The organism is Kitasatospora sp. NBC_00070, from assembly GCF_045041205.1.
In the GTDB taxonomy this organism is placed as follows: Bacteria; Actinomycetota; Actinomycetes; order Streptomycetales; family Streptomycetaceae; genus Kitasatospora.
Genome location: NZ_CP108247.1, coordinates 7,092,512 through 7,117,075, shown reverse-complemented (window position 1 = coordinate 7,117,075; position 24,564 = coordinate 7,092,512). Strand labels below are relative to the sequence as shown.

Annotated in this window: 19 protein-coding genes; 8 read left to right on the top strand and 11 right to left on the bottom strand. The window is 71.9% G+C overall.

The annotated features are described in order from the left end of the window. Nucleotides 1-41: 41 nt before the first annotated feature. From OHV05_RS32150 to OHV05_RS32140, 3 genes are all read right to left on the bottom strand, one after another. Nucleotides 42-581: a hypothetical protein gene (locus OHV05_RS32150; protein ID WP_405020829.1), complete on the bottom strand. Its 540-nt coding sequence runs from the start codon at nt 579-581 to the stop codon at nt 42-44. Between the two features lie 80 nt (nt 582-661). Further along, nucleotides 662-2,053, bottom strand: a complete 1,392-nt coding sequence (locus tag OHV05_RS32145; protein ID WP_405020828.1) for a DUF1996 domain-containing protein — start codon at nt 2,051-2,053, stop codon at nt 662-664. Between the two features lie 89 nt (nt 2,054-2,142). After that, nucleotides 2,143-5,487 carry a discoidin domain-containing protein gene (locus OHV05_RS32140; RefSeq protein WP_405021591.1) on the bottom strand — a complete coding sequence of 1,115 codons (3,345 nt, stop codon included), beginning with the start codon at nt 5,485-5,487 and terminating at the stop codon, nt 2,143-2,145. A gap of 446 nt (nt 5,488-5,933) precedes the next feature. Here OHV05_RS32140 and OHV05_RS32135 point away from each other — a divergent pair, with 446 nt between their 5' ends. The 4 genes from OHV05_RS32135 to OHV05_RS32120 all read left to right on the top strand — a co-directional run bounded on the left by OHV05_RS32135 (nt 5,934) and on the right by OHV05_RS32120 (nt 11,528). Continuing rightward, entirely contained in the window at nt 5,934-7,223 is a 1,290-nt protein-coding gene (locus tag OHV05_RS32135; RefSeq protein ID WP_405020827.1) for an extracellular solute-binding protein, read from the top strand. A gap of 89 nt (nt 7,224-7,312) precedes the next feature. Continuing rightward, a complete protein-coding gene (locus OHV05_RS32130) occupies nt 7,313-8,272 on the top strand; it encodes a carbohydrate ABC transporter permease (protein ID WP_405020826.1) in 960 nt (319 codons plus the stop codon). Continuing rightward, on the top strand, nt 8,269-9,111 hold the full coding sequence (locus tag OHV05_RS32125) for a carbohydrate ABC transporter permease (RefSeq protein WP_405020825.1): 843 nt from the start codon (nt 8,269-8,271) through the stop codon (nt 9,109-9,111). The genes OHV05_RS32130 and OHV05_RS32125 overlap by 4 nt, the downstream gene beginning before the upstream one ends. Then, nucleotides 9,108-11,528, top strand: a complete 2,421-nt coding sequence (locus OHV05_RS32120; protein ID WP_405020824.1) for a glycoside hydrolase family 3 C-terminal domain-containing protein — start codon at nt 9,108-9,110, stop codon at nt 11,526-11,528. Before OHV05_RS32125 ends, OHV05_RS32120 begins: the two co-directional genes overlap by 4 nt. A 47-nt stretch (nt 11,529-11,575) precedes the next feature. Here the strand turns inward: OHV05_RS32120 and OHV05_RS32115 are convergent, their stop codons facing one another. After that, on the bottom strand, nt 11,576-12,100 hold the full coding sequence (locus tag OHV05_RS32115) for a hypothetical protein (protein ID WP_405020823.1): 525 nt from the start codon (nt 12,098-12,100) through the stop codon (nt 11,576-11,578). A gap of 624 nt (nt 12,101-12,724) precedes the next feature. Here OHV05_RS32115 and OHV05_RS32110 point away from each other — a divergent pair. Continuing rightward, nucleotides 12,725-13,153, top strand: a complete 429-nt coding sequence (locus OHV05_RS32110) for a GNAT family N-acetyltransferase (protein WP_405020822.1) — start codon at nt 12,725-12,727, stop codon at nt 13,151-13,153. Nucleotides 13,154-13,208: 55 nt separating this feature from the next. Here OHV05_RS32110 and OHV05_RS32105 read toward each other — a convergent pair whose 3' ends face one another. After that, nucleotides 13,209-13,883 (bottom strand): class I SAM-dependent methyltransferase, encoded by a 675-nt coding sequence (locus tag OHV05_RS32105; RefSeq protein WP_405020821.1) that lies wholly within the window; start codon nt 13,881-13,883, stop codon nt 13,209-13,211. 338 nt (nt 13,884-14,221) lie between these two features. On the opposite strand from OHV05_RS32105, the gene OHV05_RS32100 reads away from it, so the two are divergent. Continuing rightward, nucleotides 14,222-15,382, top strand: a complete 1,161-nt coding sequence (locus tag OHV05_RS32100) for an ROK family protein (protein WP_405020820.1) — start codon at nt 14,222-14,224, stop codon at nt 15,380-15,382. Nucleotides 15,383-15,469: 87 nt separating this feature from the next. Here the strand turns inward: OHV05_RS32100 and OHV05_RS32095 are convergent, their stop codons facing one another. Continuing rightward, on the bottom strand, nt 15,470-16,252 hold the full coding sequence (locus tag OHV05_RS32095; protein ID WP_403030637.1) for a GntR family transcriptional regulator: 783 nt from the start codon (nt 16,250-16,252) through the stop codon (nt 15,470-15,472). A 248-nt stretch (nt 16,253-16,500) separates the two neighbouring features. Here OHV05_RS32095 and OHV05_RS32090 point away from each other — a divergent pair, with 248 nt between their 5' ends. Further along, nucleotides 16,501-17,301 carry an exodeoxyribonuclease III gene (locus tag OHV05_RS32090; RefSeq protein ID WP_405020819.1) on the top strand — a complete coding sequence of 267 codons (801 nt, stop codon included), beginning with the start codon at nt 16,501-16,503 and terminating at the stop codon, nt 17,299-17,301. A 105-nt stretch (nt 17,302-17,406) separates the two neighbouring features. Here the strand turns inward: OHV05_RS32090 and OHV05_RS32085 are convergent, their stop codons facing one another. The 3 genes from OHV05_RS32085 to OHV05_RS32075 all read right to left on the bottom strand — a co-directional run bounded on the left by OHV05_RS32085 (nt 17,407) and on the right by OHV05_RS32075 (nt 21,759). Next, on the bottom strand, nt 17,407-19,737 hold the full coding sequence (locus tag OHV05_RS32085) for a cytochrome P450 (RefSeq protein ID WP_405020818.1): 2,331 nt from the start codon (nt 19,735-19,737) through the stop codon (nt 17,407-17,409). A gap of 265 nt (nt 19,738-20,002) precedes the next feature. Next, nucleotides 20,003-20,995, bottom strand: a complete 993-nt coding sequence (locus OHV05_RS32080; RefSeq protein WP_405020817.1) for a hypothetical protein — start codon at nt 20,993-20,995, stop codon at nt 20,003-20,005. Nucleotides 20,996-21,063: 68 nt separating this feature from the next. After that, nucleotides 21,064-21,759, bottom strand: coding sequence for a hypothetical protein (locus OHV05_RS32075; protein WP_405020816.1), 696 nt, complete (start codon nt 21,757-21,759; stop codon nt 21,064-21,066). A 117-nt stretch (nt 21,760-21,876) separates the two neighbouring features. Here OHV05_RS32075 and OHV05_RS32070 point away from each other — a divergent pair, with 117 nt between their 5' ends. Next, entirely contained in the window at nt 21,877-22,527 is a 651-nt protein-coding gene (locus tag OHV05_RS32070) for a TetR/AcrR family transcriptional regulator (protein WP_405020815.1), read from the top strand. Nucleotides 22,528-22,652: 125 nt separating this feature from the next. On the opposite strand, the gene OHV05_RS32065 is transcribed toward OHV05_RS32070, so the two are convergent. Next, entirely contained in the window at nt 22,653-23,621 is a 969-nt protein-coding gene (locus OHV05_RS32065; protein WP_405020814.1) for an AraC family transcriptional regulator, read from the bottom strand. A gap of 293 nt (nt 23,622-23,914) precedes the next feature. Beyond that, on the bottom strand, nt 23,915-24,106 hold the full coding sequence (locus tag OHV05_RS32060) for a hypothetical protein (RefSeq protein WP_405020813.1): 192 nt from the start codon (nt 24,104-24,106) through the stop codon (nt 23,915-23,917). Nucleotides 24,107-24,564: the final 458 nt, after the last annotated feature.

Genomic DNA, 24,564 nt, shown 5'->3' with positions numbered 1-24,564 from the left:
CACGCCGAGAGAGCGCTCTCCCATTGCTCTCCGAACTCACCTCAGTACTCCACCCAGCAGATCAGCACGGTGGTGGCGACGGTCCGCGCGACGTTCGCCCGCGAGCGCGGCGGCGCACCGAAGGCGGCCGGCAGCGCGGTCACGTCGACCACCAGCACGTTGTCGTCCTTGCGCACCACCACCGAGCCGTCCGCCCGGGCGAAGGCGCCCTCCCCCATGCCCTCCAGCGGCGTCACCTCGCCCGCCACCACCCGCTTGGCCTCGAAGTACGCGGTGGTCGCGGCCGCGTCGGGCAGGTCCTTGACGGCCAGTCGCATGGTCGAACCGTCGGGGTAGACGTAGTCGCAGGCGTAGACACCCTCGGTCCAGGTCGGCTGCAGCGGGCTGCGCGCGGCGATCCCGAGCGCGCCGGAGATGTGTTCGGCGGTCCGCCCCGTGCAGACCAGCCTGGCCTCGTCGGAGGGCCCCTGCGCCAGGGCGGGCGCCGACCGGGACGGCGACGACGGCGGAGCGGCCGGCGTCCCGCCGCAACCGGTCAGGACCAGCCCGATCAGCAGCCATCCGACGGACCGGTTCTTCATCGGAACTCCCTTGCGACAGAAGGACGATGCCGCGCCGGTGACCCACGGACGGTCACCGGCGCGGCGCCGGAGCGGGTCGGTCAGGGCAGCTGGTACTGCGCGTTCAGCGCGGCGCCCCGACCGGGCTGGGTCTCGTCGTAGCCGCGCGCGTCGCACTGGAGACCACCGATGACGCAGTGGTTCACCAGGGCGGCCAGCGTGGGCACGTCCCAGGCGTTGAAGAAGTCGTAGTGGAAGGAGAAGCCCCGTCCGCTCGACAGGTGCAGCTGGCTGAGGTCACCGCTGCCGGCCGGGAAGGCCATCTTGAACTCGATCATCGGCAGCGCCACCGGGTGCGAGGTGGGGCAGATGCCGTTGATCGGGTAGGCCATGTGACTCTTGTGGTCCGGCGTGTCCAGGTACAGACCGTTCCAGCAACTCGGTGCCTGGTAGCGCAGGTTGATCTGGGTCCCGGCCGGGCAGCTGACCGGCAGGTCGATGTTGCGGTAACTGTCCCCGCACTCCCAGCCCGCCACGTAACCCGGGTTGGTGGCGAACTCGGTCGCGGACGCGGTGGGGCTGCCCACCACGAACCGCAGGCCCGGCGGGAACGGCCGCACACTGGTGTAGTCGATCACGCCGGTCTTGTAGTAGATCACCTGCGGACCGACCGGCTGCACCGGCGTGCTGCCGTTGTACATGGTCGGCATCCAGTAGCCGGACTTGTCCCCCGGCGCCACGCAGGAGGTCGAACCCGCCTGCAGCGAGGCCAGCGTGGAGTTGGCGTCCGTCACGGTGCTGCCCAGGAAGGTGTGCATGTGCGAGGCGCCGGCCTGGCCCGGGAAGACGATCGGGTCGTCCGGCAGGTTCCTGGTCACCGAGCAGTTCGCCTGGAACTCGTGGAAGTAGGTGTTCGGCGGCACCTTGGTCGACGGGCTCACACCGGTCACCTGCGGATTCGCCAACACGTATCCCGTGGTGCCGAGTTGGACCGAGCCGAACACCTTGAACTCGTACAGCGAGTAGCCGTACCCGGTGGCCCGGGCGGTGCCGAACAGCCGGATGTACCGGCCGGTCGCCGCCAGGTTCACGGTCTGGTTGCCGCCGGTCGCGTTGGCGGTCGAGTACACCGTGCTCCAGTTGACGGCGTCCGGGGACACCTCCAGCCGGTAACCGCCGGCGTACGCGACCTCCCACTGCAGCTCGACCCGGCTGATCGAGGCGTTGCCGCCCAGGTCGATCCGGATCCACTGCGGGTCGCTCCACTCGCTGGCCCAGCGGGTGGAGCCGTCGCCGTCGACGACCGCTCCGCCCGGGGTCGCGGTGGTCTCGATCGAGGAGGCGACCACCGGCCGGGACTGCGAGATCAGGCTGTCCGCGGCGGTCGCCTGCTGGGTGGCGCTGCCCAGACCGAGCAGCGAGAGCAGGATGGCGAGCGAGGCCAGCAACGCCGTCCGGCGTGGTCTGCCTCGGGGGTGGTAACGAGTTCTCATCTGACCCTCCAGGTCAAACGAAGCGGGTGGGGGGATCGCCCGGGGCCGGAGTCGAGGACCGGCCCCGGGAGTTCGGTGGCCCGCGGAGCTCAGGAGTAGACGGCGAACTCGTAGAGCGAGTTGCCGTACGCGGTGCCCCGCTGGGTGATGTTCAGCCGCACGTAGCGGCCCGAGCCGGTGACGTCGAAGTCGTCCACGCCGCCGCTCCCGTTGACGGTGGACCAGAGCGTGCTCCAGTTGGTGCCGTCGTTCGAGCTCTGCACCTGGTACGCCTTGCCGTAGGCGGCCTCCCAACCCAGCTGCACGTGCCGCAGGTCGGTGACCTGGCCCAGGTCGACCTGGAGCCACTGGCCGTCGGCCCACTCGCTGGCCCACCGGCTGCCCCAGTTGCCGTCCGTGGCGTACGAGGGCAGGTAGGGCGCGCCGTTGCCGACCGCCTGGTAAGTGGAGGCGGTGGTCGGTTTGCCGAGCGCGACATCGGTCCCGCTCACCGGCGGGGCGACCACCTTGAACGACTTGGTCTCGATGCCGACGTTGCCGTGGCCGTCGTACGCGTAGACGTAGACCTTCCAGACGCCGAGCGTCTTGGGTGCGGTGACGGTGAACCGGCCGTCGGCGGTCTGCGTGAAGCCGACCTGCTGGAAGCCGGTGCCGCCGCCCAGGTACTTGGCGCAGTACAGGAGTTGGTACCGGATCAGGTCACCGTCCGGGTCGGTGGCGTTGGCCGCGACGGTGAACGTGCCGCCGGCCGGCACGGTGGCGGTGTTGCTCAGCGACAGGTCGGAGATCACCGGCGGCCGGTTGCCGCCCGGGTTCCCGCCGTAGCCGCTCGCCACCGAGTAGTAGCTGAGCCGCTTCCAGCCGCTCGGCACGGTGTTGTACCAGACCCCGCCGAAGTCGTTCTCGGTGCCGTAGTGGAACACCGTGGCCCCGAGCGAGACCCCGGTGTGGCCGCTGATGCAGGCCCAGTTGGCCAGGTAGGCGTCCCGCTTCGCGATGTCGCTGGGCTCGGTGGGCACGCCGTTGGCGTCGTTCGGGACCTCCCACTCACCGGGTTCGCCGGACTCGGTGATGATGTACGGCTTGGTGTAACCCCCGCTGATCCAGTCGGACTTGACGTTGCAGACCGAGCCGTAGGAGTTCACCGCGAGCAGGTCCAGGCTGGGCGTGTGGTCCTTGTAGTACTTCCACGCGCCGGTCCAGGCGTCGGTGGAGGTGACCGGGTGGTCGGTGTCGATCGCGTGGATCGCCTTGGTGATCTCCTCGACGTACTTGGCGTAGGCGACCCGCTGCTGCTCGACCGTGGTGGCGTTGTAGGTGTGGTCCTGGGTGGTCAGCAGCACCTCGTTGCCGACGTCCCACATCAGCACGCCCGGGTGGCTCTTGTAGGTGGTCACCCACTGCTTGATCTGGTCCAGCGTCGTCGTCTTGTACGCGGTGTCGTTGACGTAGTCGGCGCCCTGGTTGAGCCAGAAGCCGTTCACCACCTTCAGGCCGTGCGCGGCGGCGGTGTCCAGCAGCGGCTTGCTGCCCGCGTCGGTGCCCCAGGTGCGCAGGGTGTTGACGCCCATCGACTTCAGGTCCCGGACGTAGGCGTCCGCCGCGCTGTTGGCGGGGCCCCAGGTGATGCCCTTGACCTGGTACGGCGCGCCGTTGACGGTCAGCTGCCAGTTCCCCTGACCGCCCGTCACCTTGACGGTGGAGGCGCCGGTGGGCACCGGCGGGTCGGTCAGCGGGGCCGGGGCGGTGCCGGTGGTCTGCGAGACGGTCACCTTGTCGATGCTCAGCGCACCGCCGGAGGAGGTGTCGGCGCCGGGCGAGGTGCAGCCGCAGACCGCGTTCGGGAAGCCGCCGCCGATCCCGAGGTTGAAGACCAGGTAGAAGCCGTGCTGCACGGCGTTGCGCCAGGTGGTCACGCCCACCTGGGACTCCTTGACCCGCCAGACCTGCCGGCCGTCCAGGTACCAGCGGATCTCCTCGTCGGTGACGCTCCGGTCGATGATCGCGGAGTAGGTGTGGTAGCCGGTCTGGCAGCCGGTGCAGCTCGCCGGCCCGCTGGTCATCCCGTTGTACTCGTTGCAGTTGCCGCCGGGGGCGGTGCCGCAGTGCAGGGTGGCGGAGAGCTGGCTGCGGCCGTTCGCGTTCTCCAGCACGTCGATCTCGCCCGCGCCGGGCCAGGCCGTGAAGCTGTCCCGGTTACCCGCGCCCATCAGCCGGAACGAGGGCCAGTAGCCCTGTCCGTTGGCCGGGTTGGGCTGCTTGACCGTGGTCGAGATCTGCAACTGGCCGCCGGCGGGGGCGGTGAAGTCCGAGCGGCGGCTCTCGATCCGGCCGGAGGTCCAGGCCGTGCCGTTGCGCAGCGCGGTCAGGTTGAGGTTCCCGGTGCCGTCGAGCGAGACGTTGCCGGGCGCGTTGGTGTCGGTCTGCACCTCACCGGTGCCCCAGTTGGCCGGGCCGCCGGGGTAGTTGGTACCGGTCTGGACGATCCAGTCGGCCGCCGACGGGCCGCTTCCGGCCCCGCCGGTGAAGTCCTCGTTCCACAGCGTGGTCCAGTTGCCCGGCGGCGGGGTGGTGGGCGGCGGAGTGGTCGGGGGCGTACTCGGGCCGGCGCCGGTCCGGACCTGGAACTCCCAGAGCGAGTAGCCGTAACCGGTCCCCCTTGCGGTGCCGTTCATCCGCACGTACCGCGCGGTCCCCGAGACGGTGAGCGTCTCGGTGCCACCGGCACCCGTCGTCGTCGAGTACGCCGTGCTCCAGCTCGTTCCGTCCGTGGACAGCTGGACCTGGTACGCCTTCCCGTACGCCGACTCCCACTGCAGCACCACCTGGCAGACCGGCTGGGCCGAACCCAGGTCGACCTGGATCCACTGCGGGTCGGAGTTCGAACTCGACCAGCGCGTCCCGGCGTTGCCGTCCACCGCGTTGGCCGCCGCCGTGCCGTAGTTCTCCTCCGAGGAGGCCGTCGCGGCCTTGCCCTGCGCGGCGTTCGCGGTCCCACAACCGCTGCCACCGCCGGCCGTCCCGAAGACCTGGAACTCCCAGAGCGAGTAGCCGTATCCGGTGCCGCGCACCGTCCCGTTCATCCGGACGTACCGTGCGGTCCCGGCCACGGCCGGCGTCTCGGTGCCACCGGCGCCGGTGGTGGTCGAGTACGCCGTGGTCCAGGTGCTGCCGTCGGTGGACAGCTGGATCTGGTACGCCTTCCCGTACGCCGACTCCCACTGGAGCGCCACCTGGCTGACGGTGGCCGCGGCGCCCAGGTCGACCTGGATCCACTGCGGGTCGGAGTTCGAACTCGACCAGCGCGTCCCGGCGTTGCCGTCCACCGCGTTGGCCGCCGCCGTGCCGTAGTTCTCCTCCGAGGAGGCCGTCACGGTCTTGCCCTGGGAGAGCAGGGCGGGTGCGGCCTGGGCCGCCGTGGTCGGGAACAGCATCAGCAGCGCGGCGATCAGCGCCAGCGCGACCGGGCCGGCCACCGAGCGCCACCGGATCGGTGGCGAAGTTGATTGCTGGACAGTGGAGTTGGACATGGCAGGAATCTCCAAGGTGAGCAGTGCGGAAGGGGGGCACCCGGACCGCGCCTGCCGCCGGCCCGAGGGGTGGCGGGCGTCGGCAGGGCTGGGTCGGGCGTCCGCTCTGGGAGAGCGCTCTCCTGGCGTTGAGATGGTTGCGCGGGTGTTTCCGTTGTGTCAAGCACCTTGTCGCACCCGGTGCCTGACGCCGACTTCGACCGACCCCCTTGACTTCCCTCTCGGCTGGGTCCAGGCTCCAGCCCCATGGGAGAGCGCTCTCCCGCTGATCCGGTCCGCCTGCCCGTGCCCCGGCCGACGCATCCCTCCACCGCCGTGCCCCGCCCGGCCGTCACCCAGGAGATCCACCCATGCCCAGCCGCACCGCCAGACCCCGCCGCCTGGCCGCCGCCCTCGCACTCACCCTGCCGCTGATCGCCACCGGCTGTTCCAGCAGCGGCGGTTCGGCCTCGGACGACCCGGACGCCAAGATCACCCTGACCGTGAACCTGTTCTCCGACTTCGGGTACGCCGACCTGTACCAGCGCTACCAGGAGCTGCACCCGAACATCACCATCAAGGAGAACCGGGCCGATCTCGGCGCCCACCACCAGAACCTCCGGGCCCACCTGCTGGCCGGCTCCGGCGCAGCCGACGTCGAGGGCATCGAGATCGGCCAGGTGGCCGGCTTCCAGCCGCAGGCCGACAGGTTCGTCAACTTCCTCTCGCACGGCGTGAACCGCGAGCAGTGGGTGCCGTCCAAGACCGCGCCCGCCTCCAGCCAGGACGGCTCCGCGCTGTTCGGCCTCGGCACCGACATGGGCGGCATGGCGCTCTGCTACCGCACCGACCTGTTCCGGGCGGCCGGGCTGCCCACCGACCGCGAGCAGGTCGCCGCGCTGATGACCGACTGGCCCGCGTACACCGCCGCCGGCAAGCAGTTCCTCGCCAACAGCCCGAACAAGAAGGTCCGTTGGTTCGACAGCGCGGGCAACCTGTTCAGCGCCGTGGTCGCGCAGGCGCCGGTCGGGTTCTACGACGCGTCCGGCAAGCCCGTGGTGGAGACCAACCCGGCTGTGAAGGCCGCCTTCGACTCGGTGGCCGCCGCCGTCCAGGACGGCCAGTCGGCCGGTATCCAGGCGTTCACCCCCGCCTGGGACACCGGCTTCCAGCAGAGCCAGTTCGCCACCGTGGCCTGCCCGGCCTGGATGAGCTACGAGTTCAAGGCCAACCCGCCCGCCGACGGCGGGAAGTGGGACATCGCCCGGATCCCCGGCGGTGGCGGCAACTGGGGCGGTTCGTACCTGACCGTGCCCAAGCAGAGCAAGCACGCGAACGCGGCCGTCGAGCTGGCCAAGTGGCTGACCGCGCCCGAGCAGGAGTCCTGGCTGTTCAAGGAGAAGGGCTACTTCCCCTCCGACCAGGCCCTCTGGAGCCAGCCGGAGATCGCCGGGCACACCGACCCGCTGTTCAACGACGCACCCACCGGCAAGATCTTCTCGCAGTCCGCCAAGGACCTGAAGCCGCAGCCGCTCGGTGCCCACGGCGCCGAGATCGGCACCGCCCTGGGCAACGCGCTGACCTCCGTCGAGCAGGGCAAGACCGACACCGCCGGGGCCTGGAAGAAGGCCCTGGCCGACATCGCCAACATCACCGGCTGACCTCGCGTCACCTCCCCCCGTACCGCGGTACCGGCACCGGCCCTGACACCGGTGCCGGTACCGCCCAGCACCGTCAGGAGTCCGGATCCATGGCAGTACCGGCCACCGCGGCCCGGCCCGTGCGCGCCGCCCGGGCGAGACCGGCCCGCCACCTCGACCGGGTGGTCCCGCCCTACCTCTACATCGCCCCGTTCTTCCTGGTCTTCGCCGTCTTCGGCCTCTTCCCGCTGCTCTACACCGGCTACGTCTCGCTCACCGGGTGGCGGGCGGACGTGCCGGGCAGCGAGGGCCGGTGGGTGGGCCTGGAGAACTACCGGAAGCTGCTGGAGGACCCGTTCTTCCGCAACGCGCTGTGGAACACCCTGGGCATCGGCGTGCTCGCCACCGTCCCGCAACTGCTCTTCGCGCTCGGCCTGGCCCACCTGCTGAACCACCGGCTGCGCGGCCGCACCCTGCTCCGGCTCGGCGTCCTGCTGCCGAACGTCACCTCGGTGGCCGCCGTCACGCTGATCTTCGTCCAGCTCTTCGGCCGCGACTTCGGCCTGGTCAACTGGGTGCTCGGGGCGTTCGGCGTGGACCGGATCGACTGGCAGGCCGGCACCCTGTCCTCCTGGGCGGCCATCGCCACCATCGTGACCTGGCGCTGGACGGGCTACAACGCGCTGATCTACCTGGCCGCCATGCAGTCGGTGCCGTACGAGCTCTACGAGGCCGCCGCCCTCGACGGGGCGAGCCGCTGGCGGCAGTTCCGCTCGATCACCGTCCCGATGCTGCGGCCCACCATCCTCTTCACCGTGATCGTCTCCACCATCGGGGCGCTCCAGCTGTTCGGCGAGCCGATGCTGTTCAGCCAGCAGCAGGACCCGACCAGCGGCGGCTCGCAGCACCAGTTCCAGACCCTGGCGCTGTACTCCTACAGCCAGTTCTGGGGCCGCTTCAAGTACGGCTACGGTGCCGCCGTCTCCTGGGCGATGTTCCTGCTGATCGTGGTGATCGTCACCGTCAACCTGCTCGCCGCCCGCCGCCTGAAAGGGGTCGACGCCGAATGATCCGCGCCGCCCGAAACCGCCAACTCGGCGCCGGGGCCTGGGTGTACGCCGTCCTCGGCGTCGCGGTGCTGCTCTCGGTCTTCCCGCTGTACTGGACCGTGGTCGGCGCCTCCCGGAGCAACACCGAGATCAACTCGGTGCCCCCGGTGCTGCTGCCCGGCGGCAACCTGTTCCGCAACATCGGCCGGGCCTTCGAGCAGACCGACATGGGCCTGGCCCTGGCCAACTCGCTGATCGTCTCCGGCACCGTGACCGTCTGCGTGGTGCTCACCTCCACGCTGGCCGGCTTCGCCTTCGCCAAACTCCGCTTCCCCGGCCGCAGTCCGCTGCTGGCCGCCGTGGTGGCGACCATGATGGTGCCGACCCAGCTCGGCATCATCCCGCTCTACGTCATGATGGCCAACTGGTTCCACTGGGCCGACCACCTCCAGGCCCTGATCGTCCCGGCCGTCGCCAACGCCTTCGGGCTGTTCTTCATGCGGCAGTACCTGCTCGGCGCCGTCCCCGACGAACTGCTCGACGCCGCCCGGATCGACGGCTGCCGCACCTTCGGCCTCTACCGGCACGTGGTGCTGCCCGCCGCCCGGCCCGCGATGGCGGTGCTCGGCATGCTGACCTTCATGGCCACCTGGAACGACTTCTACTGGCCGACGGTCGTGATGACCCAGCAGAACCCGACCATCCAGCTCACCCTCTCCGAACTCGCCAGCGGCTACCTGCGGGACTACTCCCTCGTCCTGACCGGTGCCCTGGTCGCCAGCCTCCCCGTCATCGCGGCCTTCCTGGTGATGGGCCGTCACATCATCGACGGGATCATGCAGGGAGCCATGAAGGGATGACCGCCATCGACCGCCTGGTCGCCAGCCTCGACCTCAAGCAGAAGGTCCGCCTGATCTCCGGCGGCGGCACCTTCCGGACCAGCGCCGAACCCGACCTCGGCCTCGGCCCGGTGGTCACCTCGGACGGCCCGGTGGGCGTCCGGGGCGAGCGCTGGGACGAGACCGACACCGCGCTGCTGCTGCCCTCCGCCACGTCGCTGGCGGCCAGTTGGGACGAGCGGCTGGTGGCGGAGCTCGGCGCGCTGCTGGCCGCCGAGGCCACCCGCAAGGGCGTCCACCTGCTGCTCGCCCCCACCCTCAACCTGCACCGCTCCCCGCTCGGCGGGCGGCACTTCGAGTGCTTCTCCGAGGACCCGCTGCTCACCGGCCGGATCGGCGCCGCCTACGTCCGGGGCGTGCAGAGCGGCGGGGTGGCGGCCACCGCCAAGCACTACGTCGCCAACGACTCCGAGACCGAACGCCTCACCCTGGACGCGCGGGTGGACGAGCGGACCCTGCACGAGGTCTACCTGGCCCCGTTCGAGGCGGTGGTCGAGGCCGGGGTGTGGGCGGTGATGTCCGCCTACAACCGGGTCAACGGCGCGTCGATGAGCGAGAGTCCGCTGCTCACCGAACCGCTCAAGGGCGCCTGGGGGTTCGACGGCCTGGTGGTCTCCGACTGGGGTGCGGTGCGCTCCACCGAGGGCCCCGGGGCGGCCGGGATCGACCTCGCCATGCCCGGGCCGAACGAGCACTGGGGCGAACGCCTGGTCACCGCCGTGGAGGCGGGCCTGATCCCGGAGTCGGTGATCGACGACAAGGTCCGCCGCTACCTCCGACTCGCCCACCGGGTCGGCGCGTTCGACCCCTCGCCCGCACCCCGGCCCACCCCGACCGACCCCGCCGTCCGGGGCCTGCTCCGACGGGCGGCCGGTGCCGGGTCGGTGCTGCTCCGCAACCAGGGCGGGCTGCTCCCGCTGGACCCGGCCCGGCTGCGCCGGATCGCGGTGCTCGGCCCGAACGCCGCCACCGCGCGGGCCCAGGGCGGCGGCAGCGCCGAGGTGTTCCCGGTCGCCACCGTCTCCCCGCTGGCCGGACTGCGCGCCGCGCTGCCGCCCGACGTGGAGCTGCTCCACCTGCCGGGCGTCCGCACCGGCACCCGCCCCACCCCGCTGGAGGCGGCCGACTGTCGCAACCCCCGCACCGGCGAACCGGGCCTGCTGGTGCGCTACTTGGACGCCGAGGACGGCGAGCTCCACACCGAGCACCGGCTCAGCGGCCGGGTGCTCGAACCCTCGGTGGGCACCGATCTGACCACGGCCGAGACGGTCGAGGTCAGCGCGGTGTTCCGCCCGCCGGTCGGCGGCCACTGGCGGCTCGGCGTGATCGGCCTCGGGCAGATCCTGCTGCGGGCCGACGACCGCGTCCTGGTGGACGAGTACGTCGTCCCCGAGTCCGACGACCCGACCTACCTGCACGTCTCCCCGTCGTACCGACAGGTGGAGTTGGAGCTGCCGGCGGGCGGCGAGGTCACCCTGCTGGCCCGCCGCACGGTCGAGGCGGCGCACGGCCGGGCGCTCAGCCTGGCCGCCGACCCGCCCGGTGGCCCGGAGCTGGCGGCGGCGGTCGAACTGGCCAGGGACGCCGACGCGGTGGTGGTCGTGGTGGGCACCACGACCGAGTACGAGTCCGAGGGCTTCGACCGCCCCGACCTCCGACTGCCCGGCGAGCAGGACGCGTTGGTGTCGGCGGTGGCCGCCGTGAACCCCGCCACCGTGGTGGTGGTCAACTCCGGTGGCCCGGTGCTGCTGCCCTGGCGCGAGCAGGTCCCCGCCGTGCTGCTGAGTTGGTTCCCCGGGCAGGAGGGCGGCGACGCGCTGGCCGAGCTGCTGTTCGGCCGGGCCGAGCCCGGCGGGCGGCTGCCCACCACCTGGCCGGGCACCGAGGCGGACGTCCCGGTGCTCGACACCCGGCCGGTCGACGGGGTGCTCGACTACCGGGAGGGCCTGGACGTCGGCCACCGGGGCTGGCTGCGGGCCGGGGCCGAGCCGGCCTACTGGTTCGGCCACGGCCTCGGGTACGGCAACTGGGAGTACCTCGGGCTGGAGCTGCCCCAACAGGTCCGGCCCGGCGAGCCGTTCACCGCCCGGGTCACGGTGCGCAACACCGGCGCCCGCACCTCCCGCGAGGTGGTGCAGCTCTACCTGGCCAGGCCCGACAGCGCGGTGGGCCGCCCAGTCCGCTGGCTGGCCGGCTTCGCGGCCGTGACGGCCGCACCGGGCGAACGGGTCGAGCTGGCGGTGCCGGTGGCGGCCCGCGCCGTGCAGCACTGGTCGGTCGCCGACGGTTCCTGGGCCACCGAGCCGGGCGCCTACACGGTGCTGGTCGGTTCCTCCGCCGGGGAGTTGCCGCTCTCGAGCGCTCTCACCGTGCACTGACCGGTGCCCCGGCCCGCTCTGGGCCGGGGCACCGTGTCGCGGGAGGGTCAGCCGCTGAAGGTCAGGTCGTAGCCGCCGCCTTCCTTGCGGACTTCGAAGTGGGCGCTACCGGAGATGCCCTCGTAGACGAAGGAGCCGCCGGTGACGACGGCGTCGAACGTCTGGGCCTTGACCCCCTCGTGCGGGACGGGCACCACGGCGGACAGTGCGATCTGGTTCTCGTCCTTGAACTTGAGGACGATGGTGCAGAACACCTGGTCCTGCTCGGTGCCGATCTCCTCCGTGACGCAGGCGGAGTAGGCCGTGCCGATCACGCTCTCGTCCTTCGCCGCCTTGATGGTGACCTGACTGCCGAAAGCGTTGCCGAGCGCCTGCGCCCCCTCGCCGACCTTCCCGCTGGTCGGGGCGTCGATGATGAGCTCCGGCGGCGGGGCGGCCCGGTTCGTGCGGTGGCTGCCGCCCGGCGCCCGACCGTCCGCCAGGGCCGGCCCGCCCAGCGCGATCGCGGCGCCGACCACCGTCCCGGCCAGGACGAAGGCGAGCGTGCGCTTGGTGGGCAGGGGACGGTGCATGGAGCCTCCTCGGAACCTTCGGGCCATTCGCCCGAGACCGAAGGAATCTGACCACGTCGGACGGGTCACCGCAGACACCCGCTCAAGGCACCCGGCCCGCCTCCACCGGCCTTGGTGCGTAAGCGAATCCCTGCTCCCGAGCACACCGGGAGAGCCCTTGCGGGTGGTCGGAGGGTCACCCGGGTGCCGTCAGGATTCACCCGCCCGGCTCAGCACGGGGAGTACCGCCTGATCCGGTCCGGCGGCGGGGCCCGGGGTCCACCCACAGGCGGACGGAGACCCTCCTCCCCGCGCATGACCTCGCTCCTCCGCCGAGCTGACGTACCGTCAGTCGACCCACCCTGGATTCGGAGGCATGAACCGACGCCTCCCCACCGACCGGCGCCCGTTCCGCCGAGCTGACCAGGCGTTACGTCGGCGCCTTCCTCGACCTGCACCTCAAGGGCCGCCCGCAGCCGATCCTGGACGGCCCGTCGGCGGACGTTCCCGAAGTGCTGTTCCACACGCCCTGACCGCCACCACCGCCCTCCTGCGGCGCGAGCGTCCGGCGTCCCCGGCGTCCCGTCTCGCGGAGTGAGAAACCTGCTCGGCCGAAGTGGCCGCCCGCTGCTAGAACATGACGCCATGGACAACATCACCATCCGCCCCGCCGTCCCCTCCGAGGTGCCCGGCCTGCTGGCCTTCTGGTCCCGCGCCGCCGAGGGCACCAGCATCACGGACGACGAGGCCGGCGTCGCGCGGCTGATCGAGCGTGACCCCGAGGCCCTGATCGTGGCGGAGCTGGACGGGCTGGTGGTCGGCACCGTGATCGCCGGCTGGGACGGCTGGCGGGCCTCGCTCTACCGGCTCGCGGTGCTGCCCTCGCACCGGCGGCAGGGCATCTCGAAGGCACTGCTGGCCGCCGCCGAGGACCGCTTCGTCGCCCTCGGGGGCCGCCGGGGCGACGCCATGGTCCTGGAGGACAACCGGCGCGCCCACCATGCCTGGGCCGCCGCAGGGTACGAACGCGAGGACCGCTGGCGCCGCTGGACCAAGCCGCTGACGGCGCGTTGAGCACTCGACCACCAGGCGGCCGCCGGTGCTTCCGGTGCTTCCGGGCCCGGCGTGGTCAGGAGAGCAGCTGCCACACCGTGGTGGGCTTCATCGGCCGGTCCTCCAGGTCGGCGGAGACCGGCACGTCGTAGCGCGCCACCGCCTGGAACCGGTCCGCCGGCAGGTAGGCCCGCCCCGGGTCGCCCACCAGGACCACGGCTCCACGTCGGCGGGCCCGTTCGAGGAACGGCAGGAAGCGGGCGGCCATCGCGCGCTCGTAGAACACGTCGCCGGCCAGCACCACGTCCGCCGGCGCACCGTCACCGTCCAGCAGGTCCGCACAGTCCGCCTGGACCGCCACCGCGTTGGCCCGGGCGTTCAACTCGATCGCCCCGACGGCGTACGGGTCGATCTCGACCGCGCGGACAGCGCGGGCACCGGCCTTCGCGGCAGCCACCGCGACCAGTCCCGACCCGGCCGCGATGTCCAGCACCGTACGGCCCGCCACCACCTCCGGGTGGTCCAGCACGTACCGCGCGACGGCGACGCCGCCGGCCCAGGCGAAGGCCCAGAACGGCGGAGCGGTGTCGGACCGACCGCTGCTCTCCTCCATCCGCTCCCACAGGGCGATCGCCTCGGGGGCCAGGTGCAGCCGCACTTCAGGGACGAAAGGGACCGGGCCGACGGAGGTGTTCGCGCTCACGAAGTCCGTGACGCCGATCTGCGTGCTCAACACCTGGTCCGCCTCCATGTTTGTCACTGTGGGGCGACCCTAGTGCACCGGGAGTCATCCCCGGTTCCCACGCTTCGGCGGGCGGCCGGTCCGGTGCGGAACATGCCCGTCCGGTTGGCGAGGAGAGGCCCCCCGACCGGCGGGGCTACGTACCGTTTTCATACCGAACCGGTGATGAGCTGCGGAAATGCTCGCGACTCGGGGGGCCGCCGAGTAGCATCCGGCTCACGCCCTCCGGCGCCCGTACCCCGTGTCGCGCAACCCGGTCGGCTCATCACGCGGGGGCACGCAGGCTGGTCTCGCGCACTCGGTACGCGCGCCAGTGCTGTCGCGCGAATCTGCGGAAGGGCAGCGACTTGGCGGATCGGCTCACCGGAGGAGACTCCTCGCTGCTGCGTCGGATCAACGCCGCGGTGACCCTGCGGGCGCTCCGGGACGGACAGGCGGTCACCCTCACCCAGTTGGTGGGCGACACCGGTCTCTCCCGGCCGACCGTCGAAGGCGTGATCGAGGGCCTGATCGAGGCCGGACTCGTCGCCGAGGTCGAGCAGTCCCAGGACAACGGCCGTCAGCGCGGCCGCCCCGCCCGCTGGTTCAGGTTCCGGGCGGAGGCCGGGCACATCCTCGGCATCGAGATCGGGGTGCACGAGATCCGGGTCATCCTGGCCGACCTGACCGGCCGGGTGCTGGGCAGCCACGCCAGGTCGGCGGCCGAGACCCTCGATCCGGAGGAGCGGCTCACCCTGGCCCGCACCACCGTCGCCGAGGTGCTCCGCAAGGCCGGCGTCTCCCGGGACAGCCTCTGGGCGGTCGCGGTCGGCAGCCCCGGCATCGTCGACCGCGAGGGCACCGTCCGGCTCGGCACCGCGATGCCCGGCTGGACCGGCCTCGACCTCGGCGCCCGGCTGCGCCGTTCGTTCCGCTGCCCCGTGATCATCGAGAACGACGCCAACCTGGCCGCCATCGCCGAACACTGGCAGGGCGCCGCGGTCGGCAAGGGCGACCTGGTCTTCGTGATGGCCGGGCTCAGCCCCGGCGCCGGTTCACTGATCAACGGACGGCTGCACCGGGGCTTCGGCGGCGCGGCCGGCGAGATCGGCGCGCTGCACCTGCTCGGCCAGGAGGCCACCCCCGAGCGGCTGCTCTCCACCACCGGCAAACCGCTCGACCCGCTGGACGAGGCCGCTGTCGCCCGGGTGCTGCGCCTGGCCCGCGAGGGCGACCAGGTGGCCCAGGTCGCGATGGACCGCTTCCTTCGGCGGCTGGTGCACGACGTCGCCGCGCTGGTGCTGGCCCTCGACCCGGAGATCGTGGTGGTCGGCGGCTGGGCGGCCGGACTTGACGGCGTGTTGGAACCGCTGCGCGAGCAGCTGGAGCTGTACTGCCTCCGGGCACCAGAGGTGGCGCTCGCCGCCCTGGGCGAGGAGGTGGTGGCGATGGGCGCGCTGCGGATCGCCCTGGACACCGTCGAGGAGCAGCTCTTCGCCGTCGACTCCCCCGGCGCCTCGGCGCGCTGACCCGCCCCCGCCGGGGCGGTCCGGGCCGGCCACGACGAAGCCCCCGACCCGTGGAATTCGCCGCGGGTCGGGGGCTTCGCCAGGTGGTCAGGAGGCGGCGCCGACCGGCTGCTGGGCCTCGACGGGGGTGACCTCGACCAGGCCGGTCTCGCCGAAGGTGAGCTTGCAGGTGTCGGCCCGGTAGGTGGAGACGGCGACGGCGACCAGGCGGCCGGCCGAGGCGTACTGGGTGGTGACGATCAGCACCGGGGTGCCCGGCGGACGCTCCAGCAGCGCGGCCTGGTCGGCCTCGGCGACACCGAGCTCGACCGAGCGGGACTCGCCGTCGATGCCGAGCCGCTCCAGCTGACGGAGCACCGAACGGGCCGGCTCGGTCTCGCCGCCGACCACCCGCGGGACGGCGGGCAGCTGCGGCAGCACCGCATCCGGCACGTGCAGCGACTCGGTGGCCATGATCTGACCCTGCACCAGCCGCAGGCGGCGGACGGTGTGCACCGTCTCCCCCGGCGCGATGCCGAGCGCCAGCGCGATCTGGGCCGAGGCCGGGGAGCTCACGCAGTCGACGCTCCGCCAGGACTGGCTGCGGGCGGCACCGGGCCACCCCTCCTCGCGCCGGCTGACCGGGACGCCGACCCGGGGGGCGGCGATCAGGGTGCCGATGCCGCGCCGGCGGACCAGCCGCCCTTCCAGCTCCAGCTGGTCGAGCGCCTGCCGCAGGGTGGCCCGGGCCACGCCGAAGCGCGAGGCCAACTCCCGCTCGTTGGGCAGGATCTGGCCGGTGGAGAACTCCGCGTCGATGGTGCGCACCAGCACCGTACGCAGGTGCCAGTACTTCGGCTCCGGTACTGCCGCGAGCTGTCCCTGCCCCACCGTGTCCTCCACCCTGAAGGACGCCGGGCCGGCCCCACGCCCGATGTTCCGGCAGGTGGGAGGGGCGGGCTTTATCCGTCCTTCTTTATTAAAGGTCTTTGCAGTAAGGACCCTAGGGGGTGGCCGCCGAGATGGTCAAGACCAATGGCGTCGCTTGACGAGGTTGGAACAAGGCTTCACAGGTCGTTCACGATGCGAATCCACCCGGCCTGCGTCACGCCTGAAGGTGGGCCCGATACCCTTCCCGGGTGACGATCGTGACGACGGTGAATGTGAACGGCATCAGGGCGGCCGCCAAGAAGGGCCTGCTGGAGTGGCTGTCGGCCACCGAGGCGGACGTGATCTGCCTACAGGAGGTCCGCTCCGAGCATGACCAACTTCCGGCCGAGCTGCGCGACTTGACCGACTGGCACGCCGTCTGGGCGCCGTCCGCCAGCAAGGGCCGGGCGGGCGTGGCGATCCTCTCCCGCGAACAGCCCACCCGGACCGCGATCGGCTTTGGTTCGGCCGAATTCGACATTTCGGGCAGGTATGTCGAAATCGACCTGCCGGGTCTGACGGTGGCCAGTCTCTACCTTCCCTCGGGTGAAGTCGGCACCGAGCGCCAGGACGAGAAGGAACGCTTCATGGCCGAGTTCCTGGTGCACCTCGCCGACCTCCGCAAGCGGGCCGAGGCCGAGGGCCGCGAGGTGGTCGTCTGCGGCGACTGGAACATCGCCCACCGCGAGGCCGACCTGAAGAACTGGAAGGCCAACCAGAAGAGCGCCGGCTTCCTCCCCGAGGAACGCGCCTGGCTCACCCGCGTCCTCGACGAGGTCGGCTACGTCGACGTGGTCCGCACCCTGCACCCCGACCAGGAGGGCCCGTACTCCTGGTGGTCCTACCGCGGCCGCGCCTTCGACAACGACACCGGCTGGCGGATCGACTATCTGATGGCCAGTCAGAGGCTCGCAGCCGGCTGCGTCGAGGCGTACGTCGAGCGCGCGGCCTCCCACGCCGAGCGCTGGTCCGACCACGCACCGGTGACGGCCGTCTTCGACCTCGGGTGAGCGGACTCCCCGACTCGTCGACCGCACCTCGGATGGATTCATAACGAGCCTGTGGACAGGGCCAGTTGAGCTACGTACTTGCGGGCTTCGGGACCGACCCCGTGGTCACTCCGGGCCGGTGCCGTAGCGCCCGGATCGTGGGGCCCAGTCGTAGGGGCCACGCATGACCGTGTGCAGGGCGTCGCGGAGGTAGCGGTCCAGGGCCTTACGGTCGTGGGCGCCGAGGTGCGCCGTGCCGTCGAGGGTGCGCAGTTCGCCTTCGAGGTCGCGGAAGCGGGCGATGCGGGCGTGCAGCATGCCGATCACGCCGGCGCAGGCGTCGTGCTCGGCCCCGTTCGCGCGCCGGAGGATCAGCAGCAGGTTGTGCGGGTCCGAACCGGCGTCCTCCTTGGCCAGCGAGTAGAGGTCGTTGTGGAGGGAGTCGATCTCGGCCGCCAGGGTGCGCAGGGCGGCCACGGTGTCCGAGGTGAAGAGGTCGGCGTGCAGTTCGTAGTGGCCGATCCGCTCGGCGAGGTCGAGCGTGGGCTGTACGCCGATGGTGTCGCGGCGCAGCCGCAGGTACTCGTCCACGGTCAGTGGGGTGCCGGAGTGCCGGTTGGCGGCTTCCTGGACGTGCCCGTAGAGGTACGCCCGCCAGTGGGTGGCGGCCCGCTCGCACCAGGGCGGTGACATGCCCTCGCGGCTGCGCAGCCAGAGGTCGTGGAAGGCGCGGGCGAGCGGTGGAGCGTCGGGGGCGGGGGGCTGGTCCAGGGTGTCGGCGACCGCGTCGACCACGGTACGGGCCTGCTCGGGGTGGTGGCCGGCCGGGCCGTCGAAGGCGTCGTCGAAGCAGAAGAACCAGCTCATCTGGTCGACGCCCAGGGCCAGGTCCGGGCCGGTCGCGGCCGGGTGGAAGCGGGCCGCGAGTTCGGCGTAGTGGCCACGGGCGTGGCGCTCGGCGGCCGTGTCGGTGGGGAGCAGGCCGAAGGACCGCGGCCACTGGAGGTGTTCGGCGGCCGCGCGTGCGGCGTCGGGGCTGATCCGCGCGGGGAACGGGAGCTGGAGGCCGGCGTCGCTCCGGGTGCCGCCGCTGCGGGTCTGCGCGGCGCGGGGCTGCGGGGACATCTGCAACAGGCTCGGGACCAGTACGGCGCCGGGCACCTCGCGCGGCGGCCGCTCGGAGAGCGGGACCAGCCGCCAGCGGGCGGCGACGGTGGCGACGACCGTAGCCATCTCGGTGAGGGCGAAGTGGTCGCCGATGCACTTGCGAGGCCCGGCGCCGAACGGCAGGAAGGCCCAGCCGCGCGGGTCGGCGGTCAGCCACCGGTCCGGGTCGAACTCCATCGGGTCCGGGTAGAGGCCGGGGTCGCGGTGGATGGTGAGCGGGCTGAACAGGAGCTCGGTCCCGGCGGGGATCTCCACTCCGCCGAGGACGACGCCGGGGCGGGCGGGCTGGCGCATCAGGATCCAGGCCGGGCTGCGCAGCCGGAGGGTCTCCCTGACCAGGTTCTGGGTGAGGACGAGCTTCGGCAGGTCCTCGAAGGTGACGGGCCTCGATCCGAGGACCTCGTCGAGCTCGGCGTGCAGCCTGCGCTCGATGTCGGGCCGGGAGCCGACCTCGTGGAAGAGCCAGGTCAGGCTGGTCGAGGCGGTCTCGATCCCGGCGGCCATGACGGTCATGACCTCGTCGTGGAGCTGGTCCGGGCTCATCGGCTCGCCCGTATCGGCGTCGCGGGCGGCCATCAGCATGCCGAGGAGGTCCGCGCGGGGTTCTCCGTCGTCGAGGCGCTCGCGGATCAGCCGGTCGACGACCTTGCGCAACTGGGTGCCCGATTCCCGGAAGCGGCGGTTTCCGGGGGTGGGGAGGCGGTCGAGCCAGTCGACGGGTGAGACGACACGGCGCATCAGCTCGTGGACGTAGGTGGGCAGCCAGCGCCGGATGAGGCGTACCTCCTCGTTGCCCAGGGCGCTGCCGAAGAGGGCCTTGGCCACGGCCTCGCTGCCGATCGCGTACATCTCGGAGGCCACGTCGATCGTGCTGTCCGGTGTCCAGGCCTCGGAGTAGGTGGTGGCGCTCAGGCGCATGACGCCGGTGTAGGAGTTGAGCTTCTCGCGGTGGAAGGCGGGGATCATCAGGCGGCGTTGGCGGCGGTGGAAGTCGCCCTCGGAGTTGGGCAGTCCGTTGCCCAGGAAGGGGCGGGACTTCTGGAAGTAGCGGCCCTTCTGGTAGGAGACCGCGTCCGTCACGAGCATCTCCCGCAGGAGCGCGGGCGAGTTCACGGCGTACACGGACAGGGTGCCGAGCCGGATCTCCACCAGGTCGCTCAGGGGCCGGATCGACTGCAGTACGCCGATCGGGTCGCGCAGCAGGGCAAGCGAGTGCCCCACCAGGGGCAGGCACCCGGGAGCGGTGGTGACCGTTCGGGGCGGCAGGTGAGCGGGGGCGTCCGTAGTCACGTTCTCGTCCTCAGGGGTTGCGCGTTCCCGCAGCGGTTCGAAGGCGCCGACGCGGTGGTGGCGGGGCGAGCGGGCACTCCGGCGGCCCGTTGGCCGGTTGCCGTTGCCCACAGAGAACCAGGCTAGGTTTGCCCGCTGTCAGGCCGGAATGCGCAACCGTCCGGGCTTCCTGCGCGAGAGTCCGCCACATCGGTGGGCCGTGACCGGGCTCCCGCACAGCAGTGCCGGACGGCGGGCTGGGCGTTCGCTCGTCGATCTGACGGTGTCAGGCGGTTGCTGCTTCGGAGCGAGCGGTGGCGGGGCGCCTGCCGCGCCGGTCGGCAAGAAGCGCGAGGGTGATGCCGATGCCGGCCCAGACGGCCAGGGTGAGGGCCGGCAGTCCGGCGCCGGAGCCGTCGAAGAAGGCGTTGGCGCGTAGGAGGCTGCCGGAGGCGCCCGGGGGGAGGAGCTGACCGAGGGTGGCCCAGCCGGTGGGGAGCCAGTGGGGTCCGGTGGCAAGGCCGGAGAGCGGGTTGCCCAGGAGCATCATGAGCGCGCCGCCGAGGGCGAAGCCGGCCATCCCGAGGAGGGCCTGGAGGCCGAGGAGGGTGGTGGACAGGGCGGCGGTGCCGAGGACGAGGCCGGCCGCGGTGAGCCAGTAGTTCCCGTCGACGGAGTGCGTGGCGAACTGGAGGACGGCGGCGATGGCGGCGCCCGCCACGACGGAGAACAGGAGGGCCCCGGCGACGCGGGTGCGCAGTCCGCGGTGGCCCGGGAAGGCGCTGCTGAGGATGAGGGCGGGGAAGATGCCGCCGAAGATCATGGGCAGGAGCGCGGCGGTCACTCCGGCGCCGCGGGGGTCGTTCTCGGTGAAGGGCACCAGGTCGTGGACGGTGGCCCGGGTGGACTGCTGGGTGGCGACGCTGTGGCCCAGCGCGGTGAGGGCGCCGGTGGCGGAGGGGCCGCCGGCGGTGGCCGTGTAGATGTCGACCTGGTGGCCGGTGACGGCGAGGCCGCCGGATACGTCCCGGTCCTTGACCGCGGCCTGGAGTGCTTCGGTCGTCGGGTAGCTGCGGATGTCCCAGGCGTCGCCGTCGGTGCTCTGTCGGAGGGTCTTCGTGGCCTCTTCGGGACCGGCGACGCCGATGGGGACGCGGTGCGGGCCGCTGTGGAGCGAGGGCAGCGCGAAGGCGCACAGCATGGTGGTGATCAGGGCTGCCAGGCCGAGGACGACCAGGGTCAGCTTGCGTCCGGTGGCGGACAGGGGGTGCTTTGACATCATGGGTCTTTCGTTTCTTCTCTTCGGAGGATGCGAAGAGGGCTCTGCTCGTCCTGCGGCAGGGTGTGTCAGGCGCGGGCGGCCGCGGCGGCGACGATCCAGTTCCTGAACTCGACGGCGTAGTGCCGCAGGTGGTGCTCCAGGACCTCGTCCGGGCAGGTGACGGGGAAGTAGACCGTCAGGTTCGCGGTGAAGCCGTCGGTGGTGTCGCCGAACTGGATCAGTGCCCGCCCGACGACGGTGCCATCGGCCAGGAAGAGGTTCGAGGACATCTTGCGCGGGAACTCCGACTCCGGGAGGAGTTCGGCCGCGTCCTTGGCCCAGTCCAGCGCGTCGGTGCCCCAGCCGCCCATGTAGAAGTCGGCGACGTGCGGGCCGATGTTCTCCACCACCCGCGCGCCGATCTCGTCGGTGCCCATCACGTAGTGCTCGGGGTGCGCCGCGAGAAGCGGCTTCTCGTCACCGGCGAAGGCCCCGTCCATCCAGGCCAGGAACTCACCCGAGGTCAGCCCCTTCGCCGCGAGCACGGTGGTGCCCCCCTTGAAGGCACCATCGGAGGCGAGGGCGCTCTCGCGCAGGAAGGCGTTGCCCGTCTCGATGTCCGCGGCCAGGAGGTCGAGGAGCCCTTGGCGGCCCAGCAGCGTCCGGAAGCGGTCGACGGCGCGGCGGGCGTAGAAGAGCTCGAAGTCGTCGATGCTCCCGGCGCCGGCGGGTCCGGCCTCAAGGGTCACGGTGACGGGCGGAGTGGTCTGGTTGTCGGGCATGGTCGAACCTCCGATAGGATGCGAATGTGAATTCACGTTCGCATTGAGAGGTTACGCCGAGGAGTGCACCGGTTGTCAAGAGATCCAGTTGAGGGCGCTGCGGATACCATGCGGGGCATGACCGAGGAGCCGCAGCGCCCAGCGACCTACCGGGAACCCCAGCAGGCCCGAAGCGCCGCGACCCTGGCCCGGGTCCTGCAGGCAGCCGAGGAGATCGCCTCCGATTCCGGCCTGGAGAAGATGACGATCGCCGGTGTCGCCCAGCGTGCCGGCGTCGCCGTCGGGACGATCTACCGCCGCTTCGAGGACAGAGAGCAGCTGATCACCGCCCTGACCGAGCGGATGCTGGAGCGCCGCGAGGACTACGTGGCCGGGCAACTGCGTGCGGCCGAGCCCTCGCTCTCGGGTGTCATGGACGCCTACGCGCACGCCCTGCTGCAGTCCTTCGCCGACAGCAGTGGCCTCTTCCCCGTGCTGCTGCGTACGCGGGGGACCAGGTCACTGGACCGCGGGGCCCGTACCATCACCGAACTCCACCGCCTCCTGCTCGAAGCCGCGGCCCCCTACACCGACCAGATCCGCCGCTCCGAACCCCGGCAGGCTCTCGACACCGCGGCCCGCGCCATCCTCGGCGCCTGCTTCCACAACTCCGTACGCCCCGATGCCGCCACCGGCGAAGCGGCCAGGCGCCGGTACGCCGACGAGCTCGGCGAGATGGCGATCGCCTACCTCCTCACCCCCGACCGGCGCCGCGACGCCGCGACCTGAGCCGGGCGCGCTGCCGCACGCCTCCCACCCCGCAGAGGTCACCTGCACCTGCTTGTCGTCGAGTTCGGCCGTGCCCGGGTCGCGCAGTGGCCGCAGGACGCCGGCGGTCGGCTCGGCCTGCCCTCTCAGCTCGCCCGAGCGGCCTCCCGGTAGTGCCGCGGGGCCACTCCGGTGGTGCGTTTGAAGGCGCTGCTGAAGGCGCTCTCGGAGCCGTAGCCCAGGGCGGAGGCGATGGCCGCCACGGGGGTGTCCGCCCGGCGGAGGGTGTGCTGGGCCAGGCGCATGCGCCAGGTGCACAGGTAGGTGAGGGGCGGGACGCCCGCGACCTCCTTGAAGCGCTGGGCGAAGCTGGTGCGGGACATGGCCGTCGCGCGGGCGAGTTCGGTCAGGGTCCAGGGGCGGGCCGGGTCCGCGTGCATGAGGCGCAGGGCGGGGGCGACGCGGTCGTCGGCGAGGGCGCGCAGCCAGCCCACCGGGTAGGCGTCGGCGTTCGCGTCGGTCAGGAAGACGCGCAGGACCTGTACGAAGAGCAGCTGGGCCAGGTGTTCCGCCGCGAAGGCGGCCCCGGGGGCGTCCGACCGCATTTCGTGGAGCGTCTGGTCCATGAGCCAGCAGGCCGCAGGTGCCTCGGCCGTGGTGGCGCTGACGTGCATCAAGGGCGGAAGGGCGCTCAGCAGGAGGTCCTTGCCGGTGGTGTTGAGGTCGATGTGGCCGCCGATCGTGACGGCGTCCCGCCCTTCGTCCCCGGCGTGGAAGAAGGTCTCGGTGGTCGCCCGGAGCACGGGCAGCGCGTCGATCGGCGGCACGGCCGGGTCACTCGCCAGGGTGTACCGGCGGTCACCGGCGAAGACGGCGATGTCGCCGGCCTCCAGGCGGACGGGGTGCTCGACACCCTCTATCACCAGCCAGACGACACCCTGCATCACGGCCTGGATCTTGAGTCGACCCGGCGCCGGAAAGGCCAGCGCCCAGTCCCCGGCGGCGATGAGTCCGCGGGACAAGGCGCAGCGCGCGTCCGTGAGTTCGAGGGTCTCGGTGATGGGATCTCCCCAGGCGGCAGGCGTGGGGAGGGGTGCGGAGAGCGGTGCGGGCATGGGCGGACTCTCGCGCAAGTCGCGCGAACGGGCAAGCATTCACCTGGTCCTGATCACCCGTCACGATGAGTCGGGCGGCGCTTCACCGGGCGGACCGCGTCCGGGACCGGCGCCGTCGGCGGCCGTACGGCCGGTCCTCATTGGCAGGAGGTCGTGCTCATGAGCGGATCCCGGGGTCGCGCCGCGTTCCACCCGGACGGGGGAACGCGGTCGCCGCCGAGTGGCGACCCCGGCGGCCCTCCCCGGAAGGTGTCCGGGCAGGGCCGGGCGAAGCCGTCCTCCTGCGGGCGGGGTCAGTGGCAGGCCCGGGAGCAGATGAGCGGCACGAGGGTGTCGTGGGACGTGGAGTGGGAGGTCCGGCCGGTCGCCACGGCGTGCGTGGCGGCCGGTGCCGCCGACGGCGCGGCGAGGCTACCGGGGGCCGCCGCCAGCCCGCCGACCACGAACAGTGCGGTCATCGTGGCCGCGATCAGTTGCTTGCGCATCGTCCTGCTCCTGCCTGTGAATCCCCGAGGTGGTGCTCGATGTCCTGCCTCACCACGGTAGGCAGCAGGGACAGCAGGCGTGAATCCTCCAACGTCCGCAAAGGGTGCGCGAGAGTCCAGGCCGGCCGGGCGAATCCCGGCCACGCAACGAAACAGGTGGTTCCGCATGCTTCAGCCGGTGATTCTGAACCCGCGGTCCTACGACGCCGCCGAGTTCGACCCGGAGACCCGACGGCGGACCTGAACAGCGCCGGTGCCCCCACGAACGCCAACGGCTGGCAGGCTGTGCGCGCCGCAGCCCAGCACTTCCTCGACAGCCACCCCTGGGGCAGCCCGGGCACCCGGGCCCTCCAGCGGGACGCCAACGAACTGGGCGAACTGTGTGCCCCGTAGCCCGGACGCGGGGCCGCTCCGGTGGCCGATCCGACGCGGGGTCGCCCGCTCGCATGTCTCGAACG

Coding starts and splice junctions, on each gene's coding strand:
- OHV05_RS32150 (WP_405020829.1), bottom strand. CDS start 581: ATGAAGAACCGGTCCGTCGGATGGCTGCTGATCGGGCTGGTCCTGACC.
- OHV05_RS32110 (WP_405020822.1), top strand. CDS start 12,725: ATGGACAACATCACCATCCGCCCCGCCGTCCCCTCCGAGGTGCCCGGC.
- OHV05_RS32140 (WP_405021591.1), bottom strand. CDS start 5,487: ATGCTGTTCCCGACCACGGCGGCCCAGGCCGCACCCGCCCTGCTCTCC.
- OHV05_RS32125 (WP_405020825.1), top strand. CDS start 8,269: ATGATCCGCGCCGCCCGAAACCGCCAACTCGGCGCCGGGGCCTGGGTG.
- OHV05_RS32115 (WP_405020823.1), bottom strand. CDS start 12,100: ATGCACCGTCCCCTGCCCACCAAGCGCACGCTCGCCTTCGTCCTGGCC.
- OHV05_RS32105 (WP_405020821.1), bottom strand. CDS start 13,883: ATGGAGGCGGACCAGGTGTTGAGCACGCAGATCGGCGTCACGGACTTC.
- OHV05_RS32135 (WP_405020827.1), top strand. CDS start 5,934: ATGCCCAGCCGCACCGCCAGACCCCGCCGCCTGGCCGCCGCCCTCGCA.
- OHV05_RS32130 (WP_405020826.1), top strand. CDS start 7,313: ATGGCAGTACCGGCCACCGCGGCCCGGCCCGTGCGCGCCGCCCGGGCG.
- OHV05_RS32065 (WP_405020814.1), bottom strand. CDS start 23,621: ATGCCCGCACCGCTCTCCGCACCCCTCCCCACGCCTGCCGCCTGGGGA.
- OHV05_RS32145 (WP_405020828.1), bottom strand. CDS start 2,053: ATGAGAACTCGTTACCACCCCCGAGGCAGACCACGCCGGACGGCGTTG.
- OHV05_RS32080 (WP_405020817.1), bottom strand. CDS start 20,995: ATGTCAAAGCACCCCCTGTCCGCCACCGGACGCAAGCTGACCCTGGTC.
- OHV05_RS32075 (WP_405020816.1), bottom strand. CDS start 21,759: ATGCCCGACAACCAGACCACTCCGCCCGTCACCGTGACCCTTGAGGCC.
- OHV05_RS32070 (WP_405020815.1), top strand. CDS start 21,877: ATGACCGAGGAGCCGCAGCGCCCAGCGACCTACCGGGAACCCCAGCAG.
- OHV05_RS32060 (WP_405020813.1), bottom strand. CDS start 24,106: ATGCGCAAGCAACTGATCGCGGCCACGATGACCGCACTGTTCGTGGTC.
- OHV05_RS32120 (WP_405020824.1), top strand. CDS start 9,108: ATGACCGCCATCGACCGCCTGGTCGCCAGCCTCGACCTCAAGCAGAAG.